We start from the raw sequence: 13011 nt of genomic DNA on the forward strand, positions 1-13011 counted from the left end.
TTCCCGAGCAAACTCGTCCAGTTCCCCACCGCTACAACGTCACCTCGCAGTATGCCCGGATTCGCCGGATACCGGTCAGACACCAAAATTCGGGGGACGTGCGTTACCCCATGAGCTGCGCGGCGACGGTCGCACCGAGTTCCCAGCACTGCTGGATCTCTTCTTTACCCGGCGCTCCCATCACGATGACCGGCGCGGCGACCTGCTCCCAGCCGAGTCCGGTGGTCACACTGCGCACGCCGCGCTCGGCTCCCTCGGTGCCCTCATTGCCGTGCAGATAGAAGCCGAACGGCCGACCGCGCGTCGAGTCGAGGCACGGGTAGTAGAACGTGTCGAACGCATGCTTGAGCGCGCCGGACATATAGCCGAGATTCGCCGGGCTACCGAGCAGATAACCGTCGGCGGCCAGCACATCGCTCGCGGTGACCGCGAGGGCGGCTCTGCGCTCGACCTCCACTCCTTCGATGTCCGGATCCGTCGCCCCCGAGACAACCGCCTCGAACATCGCCTGCATATGCGGTGACGGAGTGTGATGAATGATCAGCAGCCGAGGCACATGCAGCAGCGTACTGCCGCCCTCGAACTCGAAGTGAGATCCAAGGGCGCCCGGCTCTTGACTGGCGACAAAATAGGAGGAAAATAGATGTTCACACCAGAAGACCGGAAAGTGCCGAAAGGTCAGAGGAGACGTCCAAAGACATAGGACACACTTTCAAGGATCTGGCCAGGCCCCCGGCAAGCCAGTCGAATATCGGAGCTGTCAGCGACGACTGAAACTCATGAATTCGATGGAGACTACCGGGGACTGATCTGTATTGGGGGTCTTTTCCTCGGGGGCCGGATTCCGCGTTGCCCCTCAGCGGGCCAGGTCAGGGTTCGTGGGGAGTGCGGTCCAGTTTTTCCAGGGCTACTGCGCGGCGCATGGTTTCGCGGGCGCGGGTGCGGTCTCCGGCGTAGTCGTAGGCGCGGGCGAGCCGGTAGGAGACGCGCCAGTTGTCGGGGTCGGCCTCCCATTCCTGTTTGACCTGGTTGAACAGTTCGTCAGCGGCGGTGCGTTCGATGCGGCCGGAGGGGCGGCGCGGGAGGTTCGAGGTGTCGAGTTCGAGGCCCTCGTCGTGGATGCGGCGGGCCAGGTGCTGATGGGCCAGAGCGGCGCGGACGGTCGCGACGACGATCCAGACGCCGAGCAGCGGCAGGATCAGCACGCCGATGCCGATGACGACGGCAGCGAGGTCGCCGGAACCGATGAGGCTGAACGCGATGCGGCCGAGCAGCACGAAGTAGAAGCCGAGCACGACGACCAGGGCCGCGATGAACGCGACGACCTTGCGGACGTCGCTGCCGCGCGCGTCCGTATCCGAACCCTGGTCGTCCGGCTGGACCGGTTCTCGAGTCACAGATCGAGGAACGGGTCGAGCCCGACGGTCAGGCCGGGGCGATGCACGATCTCGCGGACGCCGAGCAGTACGCCGGGGGCGAAGGAGGAGCGGTCGATGGAATCGTGCCGGATGGTGAGGGTTTCGCCTTGGGTGCCGAAGAGCACCTCTTGATGCGCGACGAGCCCGGCCAGGCGCACCGAATGCACCCGCACGCCATCGACATCGGCGCCGCGGGCACCATCGAGTTCCTGAGTAGTGGCATCCGGGCTGCGGCCGACTCCGGCCTTGTCCCGCGCGGCGGCGATCAGGCCCGCGGTGCGATACGCGGTGCCCGAGGGCGCGTCGACCTTATTCGGGTGATGCAGTTCGATGACCTCGACCGAATCGAAGAACCGCGCCGCCAGCTCGGCGAACCGCATGGACAGCACCGCGCCGATGGCGAAGTTCGGGGCGATGAGCACACCGGTCTCCGGTCGCCCCGCCAACCAGCCGCGCACCTCGTCCAGGCGGGCTTCATCGAATCCGGTGGTCCCGACAACCGCGTGCATTCCGCGCTCCACCAGGAACTTCAGATTCCCCATCACCACATCGGGATTGGTGAAGTCGACGACCACCTGAGTGCCTGACTCGGTGAAGGATTCCAGCGAATCGTCTTTGTCGACAGTCGCGACCAACTCCAGATCGTCGGCCGCCTGCACCGCCGCACAAATCGCCTGACCGACTTTCCCCCGCGCACCGAGCACTCCGACCCGAATGGTCACCGCACCTCCTAATTCCACCACTGACCCCGCCAGCCTATCGACACTGCTCCCTCCCCGGTCCGCTGACCTCCGGTGATCGGCAACACTGCGGCGACAGGCAACTCAGGCGCCGGCCATATTCTCGGCCATCTTTTCCAGCAGGCGAACGGTCTCGACGTACTGGTTGTCGGTGACGCCCTCGACGAACACCCCCGGACCGGGCCGGGCGCAACGCACCGCGACACTACTCGAACACAATGACCTGCCGTAGCGCATGCCCGGCGGCGAGCTCATCCATGGCATGGTTGATTTCGTCCAGCCCGACGTGCGAGGACACCAGCTTTTCGACCGGCAACCGACCCTCGCGCCACATGCGGACGTACCCCGGGATATCCCGGGAGGGCACCGCCGAGCCGAGGTAGCTACCGATGATCGTGCGCCCCTGAGCTACCAGCGCCAGGGGCGAAATGCTCGCACGTGCGTCGGGGGCGGGCAGTCCGACGGTGACTGTCGTACCACCGGGTCCCGTTGCGGCGACGGCGGTTTCGAAGGCACGAACATTTCCCGCGGCCTCGACCACGACATCGGCCGAGATGCCCTGTTCCGCGAGTTCGGCCGGTGTGTACGCGGCGCTCGCGCCGAGTTCCTTTGCTAGAGCGAGCTTTTCCGGCACGGTATCGACCGCGATCACCTCGTGCTCACCGAGCGCCAGCGCGACGAGCACCGCCGCCATACCGACACCGCCCAGCCCCACCACGATGATCCGGTCGGCCACACCGGGTTTCGCGGAGTTGAGCAGCGCACCACCACCGGTGAGCACCGCGCAGCCCAGTACCGCGGCAACCTCCGGCGGCACATCGGCATCGACCGGAACCACCGATCGGCGATCGACGACGGCGTGCGTCGCGAAGGCGGACACGCCGAGGTGATGGTGCACCTCCGCGCCCTCCCGGTGCAGCCGCCGCCCGCCGTTCAATAGCTCACCCGCATTATTGGCGACACTGCCCGGACCGCACGGCGTGCGGCCGTCACTGGCACAGCCCGCGCACTCCCCGCAGCGCGGCAGGAAGGTCATCACAACGCGCTGCCCCACCGCGACATCGCTGCCACCGGGCCCGATCGCTTCGACAATGCCCGCCGCCTCGTGTCCGAGCAGCATCGGCAGCGGTCGCACCCGGTTACCGTCCACCACCGACAGGTCGGAATGACACAGCCCGGCGGCCTCGATCCGCACCAGCAGCTCACCCGGACCCGGCTCCCCCAGGTCCAGCTCACAGACGGTGATCGGCGCCGACTCGGCGAACGGCGTGGGCGCTGCGATCCGCTCGAGGACCGCCCCTCGAATCTTCATTCCACCGACGCTACCGCGCGGCGTCGCAGACAGACCACCATGGCCCACATCACCCGGGGGGGTGGCACCGTGGAGTGCGATTAGCTAACCTCGACGCCCGTGACGGTGCTCCCGTAGGCCGCCTTGTACCGAGCCCGGGGTCGGGACCGTCACGACATAAGGAGAAATCCGTGTCTGTACAGTTCAATCACACCATTGTCGGCTGCCACGACAATCGGGTGTCCGCCGAATTCTGGTCGGACATCCTGGGTTTGGAACCAGGAAAGGAATGGGGTCCGTTTATCCCGTTGCCCACGGGTAATGGAGTCACCTTCGACTTCGCGAATGTGCCAGCGCACATCACCGAAATCCAGCCCCAGCATTACGCATTCCTGATCTCCGAGGCCGAGTTCGACGCGGCCTACGCCAAGATCCAACGCTACAAACTGGAACATTGGGCCGACCCCCGCCGACAGGGCGTCAACGAGATCAATCACAACGATGGTGGTCGCGGCGTCTATTTCCTCGACCCCAGTGGGCACTTCATGGAACTGATCACCGTTCCCTACGGTGGTTGGCCGACGTAAGCGCACTCCAGCCGTCACGCCGAGGTGGCCGGCGGCCACGGATTCGGTTTGACGCTGGTCGGTTTGCGGGTGGGCACGTCATCCCAGTCGAAATGCGTGCCCACCCACGCCTTCGGCCGATCGAAGTGGATTTCCTGGGCGGCGAAACGCGTGCCGAGGAACGAGATGTCGCCGAAGAAGTCGCCCTCGGTGAAGTCGACCGTGCGCCCGCCGAGCACGGTGCGGGCAAAGGTGATGGCCCCGTGGAACTCGGCCAGGGTGAAATCGGTTTCGCGGGTTCCGCGCACGCGCAGCCGGGGGGTCACACCGATCCGCGCATCGTCGAATGCAACAGTTGTGGCGCGAAACTGGCTGCCGGTGAACATGATCCGCGCACTGGAGAATTCGGCGCGGTCGAATGCGATGTGATCGCCGTCGAAGATCACGCGTTCGAACGAGGTGAATTCGGCACGGAATGCCACATCTGTAAACAACGTCTCGGGGCCGACGAATCGCGCACCGACAAAGCTGGTGAGCTGTCCCTCGAACCGGACGCCCATGAACGAGGCCCGGGTACCTTCCATCAGTGCCCCTTCGAAGGTGGTCCGCGCACCGCGAAATATCGCACGCTCGAACGAGATCGAACATCGGAAGGTCGCGTCGACGAACGCGGTACCAAATCCGCCGAGTTCAGATCGACCGGCGCCACCGGGACTGAACTCCGCATCGTCGAATATTGCTGCGCCGCCGCAGAACAATGCACCGCGAAATGTCACATGGGTGCCGACGAATTTCGCGCGATCGAAGCGCGTACTCGACGAGCCGGCCAACTTCGCTCGGGTGAAGTAGGTGTGCTGACCGGCGAATATCGCATGCGAGAAGTCGGCATCCTCGAGCAGTGCTCCGGTGAAGTCGAAGTCGCAAGCCGACCACGACACTTCGGCGCTGCGCCGTAGGTGATTCGCGATCAGCTGCACAATGGTGCGCCGCACATCCCGATCGTTCTGCCGGTACCGGTATGTGCGTTCCATCGTGATTCCGGCCTGCACCGTCGACTCCGTCAGCGACACAAGGTGGTTCGCGCCATCGTCGGGGCTGTACGGCATGCGCAAATAGCCGCACAACACATCGATGCACTGCTGCCTGCGACTCGGCGTCGAGAACTCATCCGCCACCCCCGCCATCGCGTACACCCCGGCCATTCGAACAGCCGGGTCCGCATCTCCCAACTGCCGCGCCGCCGCTCCGAACAACTCCGCGAACCGCCCGCGCTCCAGATCCCGCTGCCGCCGATACGCCACCACCAGCGCGACCGCCGCGCCAACCCCGGCGGCAACTGACAGCGCAATCTTGGTGAGGTCCAATTGGTTCGGTGTCTCGGCCTTCGCCCCCAGCAACCACCACAACAACCACCAGGTCAGCCCGGCAATCGCCAAACCACCGACCACCGCACCCAACACCGCGAGCAACAGTGCCGCGCGGTGTAGTCGGTTACCCAACCGCCCCCATCGCATCACCGCATGGTAGTCGGGTTGTCGCTCGCCGACTACCGGACCAGATCGGCTACCTCGCCCCTTGCGTTTTCGGTTCCTGATTACGCAACCCCACCCCCGCCGCTACCAGGCAAGCGATTGCGACCACACCGACGAACCAGGGAAATACCTCGCTCAGCCCCCATTCGGTGGCTGCCCACCCGGCGAGAATGGTCGGCAGGGCCATGGCCGAGTAGGCGAGCAGATAGTACGCCGACATGGTCTCGCCCCGCTTGTGTTGCGGCACAACCTCGGACAGATGCCGCAGGGAACCACCGAATCCGAGCCCGAAGGTCGCACCGAGCAACACTCCGGCCAGCAGCACCATGACCCAGTTGCCGGTGTGCAAGGCGGGCACCGTGAGCACCAATGCCACCGCCATACCGGTATCACCGCCGATTGCCGCGCGCCGCGCCGGAATTCCGGTCGCGAACAGTTGCGCCATGGCCCCGGCCACCGCGGTCGACGCGACCACCGCGCCGCCGAAGACCAGATTATGGATGCCGGTCTCCGCCGAGGCGAGCGACGGATACAGCGACAGCAGTACGCCGAGCACCGACCAGGCCGCCATCACACCCAGCGCCGAGAACCAGAAGTCACCGCGAATCTCCTGCGGCACCGCTGGTTTCGCGATCGTGATGCGTCCGGCGATCCGGGCGGTATGCGGTTCCCGCAAGGCGATGACACCGACGCCGATGAGCAGGCACACCACGGTGACGACGACATAGGGCATGCGCAGCGGATGCGGCGCGTACTGCGCCAGCAATGCCGAACCCAGAATCGCCACGGCCATACCCACATTGAAGGCAACGCCGCTGAGCTGACCGGACCGCGCACCGTGCTTCGGCCGTAGATCCAGCAGCGCCGCGGCCCCGGCGACCACTGTCGAACCGACCGCAAACCCATGTAGCGCCCGCGCCAGCAGCAGCATCGCGACATTGTCGGCCAACAGGAACACCACAAGCCCGATGATCATGGTGGCGAATGCGCCGAGCAGCACCGGCTTGCGACCGACCACATCGGAGATTCGCCCGGAGACCAGCACCGCGACCAGCGCCGCGAATGCGTAGACCGCGAAGACGAACGTCGTCGTCAGCGGCGTGAAATGCCATTCCTTCTGGTACATCCCGTACAGCGGCGCGGGCACACCGGAGACGCCGAGCGCCACCCCGCTCGCCGCCAGTATCAGCGCATACGCCCAGCGCTGCGTGGTCTGCTGGTCGGCCGCCACCGTCATTGTCGCTGCCATCGGAACCCCGATCAGGTAAGTTTGATGATGATCGAACGTTGATCGACGATACAGCCGGTACGATGCCCATCAAACCACTGTGAGGTAGATCATGACCGAAACCAAGGAATCGGCCAGCGAGGCGCCGCCGGTCGCCTCGTTACCCGCCGTACTCGGCGCACTCCAGGATCCGGTGCGGCTGGAGATGGTGCGACGACTGAGCAATGCGGGCACCGCCGTGCGCTGCGGTGCGCTCTATGAGGTGATCAACAAGTCGACCGCTACCCATCACTTCAAGATTCTGCGCGAAGCCGGTGTCATCGAGCGACTGATTATCGACGGCCAGACCTGCCAGCGCCTGCGCTCCGAGGACCTCGATAATGCCCTACCCGGACTGCTGCCACCGATCGTCGCGGCCGCGAACCGCGCCCGCAACGACTGATCTAACCCGCAGGTGGCGGCAGCACCGACGGGGTGAAGTGGAAGGTCGGAATGGGCGGCGGTGATTTCGGGGCGGTCGGTACCGGAGCCCGCTCATCGCTGTGGAAGGTCTGCGTCGCGGTCTGCTGCCAACCCCACCAGATGGCGAGTGCAAGCAATGCCGCGATGAACAGCACGCCCCCGGCGTACGCGTCGAACATCCGCCACCGGTACTCCAGCGCCTGCACCAGCAGAATCTCGAGCAGCAATGTCACGACCACCATGCCGACGATCGCGACGAACACTCCGAACGCCGCGGGCTGACGAGCCCAATGCCGCAGCGCGGCGAGCATTCCCACGAGCAGCAGCCCGCCACCGATCACGATGATCACGCTCAGCAGTGCGAACTCCTCCCCCGCATGCCGATCCGACTCGCCGTCGCGCCGTCCGACCCACGCCGTGAACAGCAGCAGATGCGCCAGCGCGGCACCCATCATGCCGACCAGCACCACAATGTACCCGCCGCGGACCGCCTCGGCCGACCATTCCGATCGCACAACCGCCGCACCGATTTCGACCACAGAACTCGAGACCAGCCCGATCACCAACGCCAGCAAGGCTTCCGGACGCCGCAGCAGTCGCTTGCGCAGATACCCCTGCGGCAAATGGCGATTCAGCTTTCGGAATACACCGAACCACGCACCGAGCACACCCACGAACAGCGCCGGTGTCAGCACCCGCAAGCCACCCGGGGGAATCCACATCGACAGCGCCACCACGGCCGCCGCGAAGAACCACCCCCAAGCGGCCAGCCCGATCAGCGCCCGCCACATGATTTCGGCGAGCAGCCGCTGCGCGCCGACATTGCCCGGATTCGAGCCCAGCAGTCCACGCAGCGTCGCGATGGCCTTATCCCTGGTAGCGACGTTCTCGAAGTCCAGCCGCGCCCGGGTCTGCAGCAATTCGGCATGTACCGGATCCTCGGCGAGACCGGCCTCGACGTGGCGCCGGGCGGCATCCGAATCATGCAGTCGGCGATAGGTTTCCGCCGCGTGGGCATGCGTACCCGGATGCGCGGGGGCGAGTTGGGTCGCCCGTTCCAGAGCGTCGCGGGCTTCAGCGCGCGGTTTGTCGGACGTTGCCGCATTGGCGACGACCCGAGCCAGCACCAGTAGCGCGCCGACATGGTCCGGTGCCAACCGAGTCGCCATGCGGGCGTGTCGTTGCGCTTCAGCACGCATGGTGTCCGCGTCGTAGGCCAGGGCCGCGGTCAGATACGCGTCGATGCGCGCCGGATCGGCCGCGATCGCCGCGTTCGCGTAGCGCAGCGCCGCATCGGTTTGATCGAGTCGATAGGCGATATCCGCCATGCGTTCCAGCAGCACCGGGTCATCGGGTTGGGCAATCAAGGCCTCGCCGATGATCCGACGCGCCTCGTCGAGCCGACCGAGTTCGGCCGCCACCTCGGCACGACCGAGCGCCGAACTCGTCATATCCACCCCCGATCGGATCGGTGGCCGGCGCGAACGCTACCGGCCACCCTGGTGATCTACCTCAGCCCTCGACCAATCGCCGCACCGTGGCCGGTAAGTCCCGCGTACGCCGATACGGTCCGGCCACCGAGGCCGCGAACGGCCGCGCCAGCAGGGTGCGGGCGATCGCCGAAACCTCGTCGGTGGTCACCGCATCGATGCGGGTCAGCGTCTCCGAGACACTGCGGTGGTTGCCATAACTCAATTCGCTGCGACCGATCCGGTTCATCCGCGATGCCGAATCCTCCAGGCCGAGCACCAGTCCACCACGCAACGACCCCTTCGCGCGCGCGCATTCCGCGTCGGTAATGCCATTGGCCGCGATCTCTTCCAGCACCCCGCGCGCCAGCGACGCCACCTTGCCGAGGTTTTCCGGCTGGCAGCCGATGTACACCGAGAACGCTCCGGTGTCGGCGAAGGTGTCGACGCTGGAATACACCGAGTACGCGAGTCCGCGTTCCTCCCGGATGCGTTGGAACAGCCGCGAACTCAGGCCGCCGCCGACCACAGTATTGAGCACTGACAGCGGCCAGCGCCGTTCCCCCTCGTGCCGTCCGAAGGCCCGCACACCGAAGGCCAGATGTGCCTGCTCGCTGTCGCGATGGCTCCAGTGCAGTCCCGGTGTGCAGTGCGGCCGGAAACGGCCCTCGCGACGGCGGGCCGGCTCGGCGGTCGGGTCGAGCCGGGATGCGAACGCGCGATGCACCAATTCCACGGTGTGGTCGTGCTCCACATTGCCCGCGACCGCGACGACCATCCGATCCGGCCGATACCGGCGCAGATGGAAGCTGCGCAGCTGCGTGGCATTCATCGCCTCGATGGTTTCGATGGAGCCGATCACCGGACGTCCGATCGGATGATCGCCGAAGAGCGCGGACAGAAATGCGTCTCCGACCAGATCCTCCGGATCGTCGTCGCGCATGGCGATCTCCTCGAGCACCACCTGCCGCTCGACATCCACATCCTCGGCCCGGCACAGGCCGTTGAGTACGACATCGGAGACCATATCAACGGCCAGCGGAAGATCCTCGTCGAGGACGTGGGCGTAGTAGCAGGTCTGCTCCTTCGCGGTGAACGCATTGAGCTCGCCGCCGACCGCGTCCATCGCCTGCGCGATATCCAATGCCGAACGCGTCGGAGTGGCCTTGAACAGCAGGTGTTCCAGGAAATGGGCGGCACCCGCGACGGTCGGTCCCTCGTCGCGCGAGCCGACCCCGACCCAGACTCCGATCGATGCCGAACGCACGCCGGGCACATGTTCGGTGACCACGCGCAGCCCGCCGGGTAATACGGTGCGCCGTACCCCCGAGTCGGTGCCCCGCACCTGGTCCATCCGCAGCTCCAGAGACGAACCCCCCTGCTCGCCGCGGAGCAGAGGGGTTGCCGTCTTCTTCTTCGTCACAGAGACAAGTACTACTCGGTCTCCGCCGTGCCCGCATCGACGGCTTCGGCCGCCTCGGGCTCGTCGGCGTTCTCATCGACCGGCACCAGCGAAATCTTGCCGCGGTTGTCGATATCGGCGATCTCCACGCGCAGCTTGTCGCCGACGTTCACCACGTCCTCGACCTTGGCCACGCGCTTGCCGTTGCCCAGCTTGGAGATGTGCACCAGGCCGTCGCGGCCCGGCAGCAGCGAGACGAACGCGCCGAAGGCGGTGGTCTTGACGACCGTGCCCAGGAAGCGCTCGCCGACCTTCGGCAGCTGCGGATTGGCAATGGCGTTGATCTGGTCGATCGCCGCCTGTGCCGCCGGACCGTTGGTCGCACCGACGTAGACCGTGCCATCGTCCTCGATGGAGATATTGGCGCCGGTCTCCTCGGTGATCTGGTTGATCACCTTGCCCTTCGGGCCGATGACCTCGCCGATCTTGTCGACCGGGATCTTGATCGCGGTGACGCGCGGTGCGTACGGGCTCATCTCGTCCGGCGTGGCAATGGCCTCGGCCATGACCTCGAGGATGGTGGTGCGGGCATCATGCGCCTGGCTCAGCGCACCGGCCAGCACCTGTGAGGGGATGCCGTCCAGCTTCGTGTCGAGCTGCAGCGCGGTGACGAAGTCGTGGGTACCGGCGACCTTGAAGTCCATATCACCGAAGGCATCCTCGGCGCCGAGGATATCGGTGAGGGCCACGTAGCGGACCTCGTCCTCGCCCTTATCGTTCTTGACGGTGTCCGATACCAGGCCCATGGCGATACCGGCGACCGGCGCCTTCAGCGGCACACCGGCGTTCAGCAGCGACAGGGTCGAGGCACAGACCGAACCCATCGAGGTGGAACCGTTGGAGCTCAACGCTTCCGAGACCTGACGGATGGCGTAGGGGAACTCCTCCTGACTCGGCAGCACCGGGATGAGCGCCCGCTCGGCCAGCGCGCCGTGGCCGATCTCGCGACGCTTCGGCGAACCGACGCGACCGGTCTCACCGGTGGAGAACGGCGGGAAGTTGTAGTGGTGCATGTAGCGCTTGGAGGTCTCCGGGCCGAGCGAGTCGACCTGCTGGGCCATCTTCACCATATCGAGGGTGGTGACGCCCATGATCTGGGTCTCGCCACGCTCGAACAGCGCCGAACCGTGCGCCCGCGGGATCACCGCGACCTCGGCGGATAGGGCGCGGATATCGGCCAGCCCGCGACCGTCGATGCGGAAGCCGTCGGACAGGATGCGCTGGCGCACCAGCTTCTTGGTGACCGAGCGGAATGCCGCGCCCAGTTCCTTCTCGCGACCGGCGAAGTCGTCGGCCAGCCGATCCAGCACGGCGAGCTTGATCTCATCGATCTTGGCTTCGCGCTCCTGCTTGTCGGCGATGCTCAGCGCCTCGCTCAGCTCGCGCTTGGCGGTGCCATCGACGGCCTCGTAGACATCGGCCTCGTACGGCGGGAAGAGCGGGAACTCCTCGGTCGGCTTGGACGCCAGCGAGGCCAGATCCTGCTGCGCCTTGCACAGGCGGGCAATGAACGGCTTGGCGGCCTCGAGACCCTGCGCCACCACAGCCTCGGTCGGCGCCGGCGCGCCGCCCGCGACCAGTTCGATGACCTTCTCGGTGGCCTCGGCCTCGACCATCATGATGGCCACGTCGCCGGATTCGACAACTCGACCGGCGACGACCATGTCGAAGACCGCGCCCTCGAGCTGCTCGACGGTCGGGAACGCGACCCACTGGCCATCGATCAGTGCGACGCGCACGCCGCCGACCGGACCGGAGAACGGCAGGCCTGCGATCTGGGTGGACGCGGAGGCGGCGTTGATGGCCACGACGTCGTACAGATCGTTCGGGTCCAGGCTCAGCACGGTGACCACGACCTGGATCTCGTTGCGCAGACCGTCGACGAAGGACGGACGCAGCGGACGGTCGATCAGGCGGCAGGTCAGGATCGCATCGGTGGAGGGGCGGCCCTCCCGGCGGAAGAACGAACCCGGGATGCGGCCCGCGGCGTACATGCGCTCTTCGACGTCGACGGTCAGCGGGAAGAAGTCGAACTGATCCTTGGGGTGCTTGCCCGCGGTGGTCGCGGACAGCAGCATGGTCTCGTCGTCCAGGTAGGCGACGACCGAGCCGGCGGCCTGGCGGGCCAGACGGCCGGTCTCGAAGCGGACGGTGCGGGTTCCGTAGGTGCCGTTATCGATCAACGCGACGGATTCGAACACACCGGGTTCGACCTCGATGGCCGAAGATGTAGTTGTTTCGGACATTTTTCTGCTCTCAACCTCTCGTCTTCGCTGGATCGAGCGCCGGCGGGCGCGATCCAGCTGTCGTCAGCCGTACCGGATACGGACGCGCGGCAACCCTCCTGGCCGCGACGCGCACACCCGGCCGAATCCCCTTGGAAACGGCGACGCGGAGGCGGTCATCGATCGAAGCCCGCCGGCGACTGCTCGCCTGCCGGGAGGCCACTACCGAAGACCGACGCCACGCGCGGGTGCATACGGCTGTGCAATGTTGTCATGCAAACGAGGTGTGAATACCCCTCATACACATATAGCCAACGGGGAGATTGTACTTCTCCCCGTTGGCCACCGGATCGACCGCCTCGGGTAAGGAGCGTGTCTGCCTGACGAGCGACCCGTTGACGGCCTGTCTCGCGTCCGAGTCATCGAAGCGCATCCAACGAAGTCACGAGCCTCGACGCGCGCGCACCAGATGCCGAACGCCCCGCCATCACCGACCCCACGGAGCGAGTCTTACGAGCGACCCGTTCGCGGCCCGTCTCGCGTCCGAGTCGTCGAAGCGCATGCGACGAAGTCGCGAGTCTCGACGGCTCGGACGCGAGACGGAAGGGGGGCGCGGAC

The 13011-nt window shown here is 66.0% G+C and carries 11 protein-coding genes; 2 read left to right on the forward strand and 9 right to left on the reverse strand.

The features are described from left to right. Positions 1-103 precede the first annotated feature (103 nt). From AB0J29_RS31485 to AB0J29_RS31500, 4 genes are all read right to left on the reverse strand, one after another. On the reverse strand, positions 104-556 hold the full coding sequence (locus tag AB0J29_RS31485; RefSeq protein WP_364794087.1) for an NAD(P)H-dependent oxidoreductase: 453 nt from the start codon (positions 554-556) through the stop codon (positions 104-106). Positions 557-869: 313 nt separating this feature from the next. Beyond that, positions 870-1313: a hypothetical protein gene (locus AB0J29_RS31490; protein WP_364794111.1), complete on the reverse strand. Its 444-nt coding sequence runs from the start codon at positions 1311-1313 to the stop codon at positions 870-872. 80 nt (positions 1314-1393) lie between these two features. Then, positions 1394-2140, reverse strand: coding sequence for a 4-hydroxy-tetrahydrodipicolinate reductase (dapB, locus tag AB0J29_RS31495; RefSeq protein ID WP_364794089.1), 747 nt, complete (start codon positions 2138-2140; stop codon positions 1394-1396). 223 nt (positions 2141-2363) lie between these two features. Further along, on the reverse strand, positions 2364-3470 hold the full coding sequence (locus AB0J29_RS31500) for a zinc-binding dehydrogenase (protein WP_364794092.1): 1107 nt from the start codon (positions 3468-3470) through the stop codon (positions 2364-2366). Between the two features lie 170 nt (positions 3471-3640). Between AB0J29_RS31500 and AB0J29_RS31505 the strand changes: the two genes are divergently transcribed. Continuing rightward, positions 3641-4036 (forward strand): VOC family protein, encoded by a 396-nt coding sequence (locus AB0J29_RS31505; RefSeq protein WP_364794094.1) that lies wholly within the window; start codon positions 3641-3643, stop codon positions 4034-4036. 14 nt (positions 4037-4050) lie between these two features. Here the strand turns inward: AB0J29_RS31505 and AB0J29_RS31510 are convergent, their stop codons facing one another. Both AB0J29_RS31510 and AB0J29_RS31515 read right to left on the reverse strand, forming a co-directional pair. Then, positions 4051-5529: a pentapeptide repeat-containing protein gene (locus AB0J29_RS31510; RefSeq protein ID WP_364794096.1), complete on the reverse strand. Its 1479-nt coding sequence runs from the start codon at positions 5527-5529 to the stop codon at positions 4051-4053. Between the two features lie 49 nt (positions 5530-5578). Further along, positions 5579-6808, reverse strand: a complete 1230-nt coding sequence (locus AB0J29_RS31515) for an MFS transporter (RefSeq protein ID WP_364794113.1) — start codon at positions 6806-6808, stop codon at positions 5579-5581. A 79-nt stretch (positions 6809-6887) separates the two neighbouring features. Here AB0J29_RS31515 and AB0J29_RS31520 point away from each other — a divergent pair, with 79 nt between their 5' ends. Then, the gene (locus tag AB0J29_RS31520) at positions 6888-7217 is read left to right on the forward strand and encodes a helix-turn-helix domain-containing protein (RefSeq protein ID WP_364499023.1); all 330 of its coding nucleotides are present in this window, start codon (positions 6888-6890) and stop codon (positions 7215-7217) included. A gap of 1 nt (position 7218) precedes the next feature. Here AB0J29_RS31520 and AB0J29_RS31525 read toward each other — a convergent pair whose 3' ends face one another. The 3 genes from AB0J29_RS31525 to AB0J29_RS31535 all read right to left on the reverse strand — a co-directional run bounded on the left by AB0J29_RS31525 (position 7219) and on the right by AB0J29_RS31535 (position 12414). Continuing rightward, positions 7219-8688, reverse strand: a complete 1470-nt coding sequence (locus tag AB0J29_RS31525) for a hypothetical protein (protein ID WP_364794099.1) — start codon at positions 8686-8688, stop codon at positions 7219-7221. A 61-nt stretch (positions 8689-8749) separates the two neighbouring features. Beyond that, positions 8750-10060, reverse strand: coding sequence for a pitrilysin family protein (locus AB0J29_RS31530; RefSeq protein ID WP_364794101.1), 1311 nt, complete (start codon positions 10058-10060; stop codon positions 8750-8752). An 80-nt stretch (positions 10061-10140) separates the two neighbouring features. Further along, on the reverse strand, positions 10141-12414 hold the full coding sequence (locus AB0J29_RS31535) for a polyribonucleotide nucleotidyltransferase (protein ID WP_364794103.1): 2274 nt from the start codon (positions 12412-12414) through the stop codon (positions 10141-10143). Positions 12415-13011 lie beyond the last annotated feature (597 nt).

This window comes from Nocardia sp. NPDC049707 (assembly GCF_040674855.1).
In the GTDB taxonomy this organism is placed as follows: domain Bacteria; phylum Actinomycetota; class Actinomycetes; order Mycobacteriales; family Mycobacteriaceae; genus Nocardia.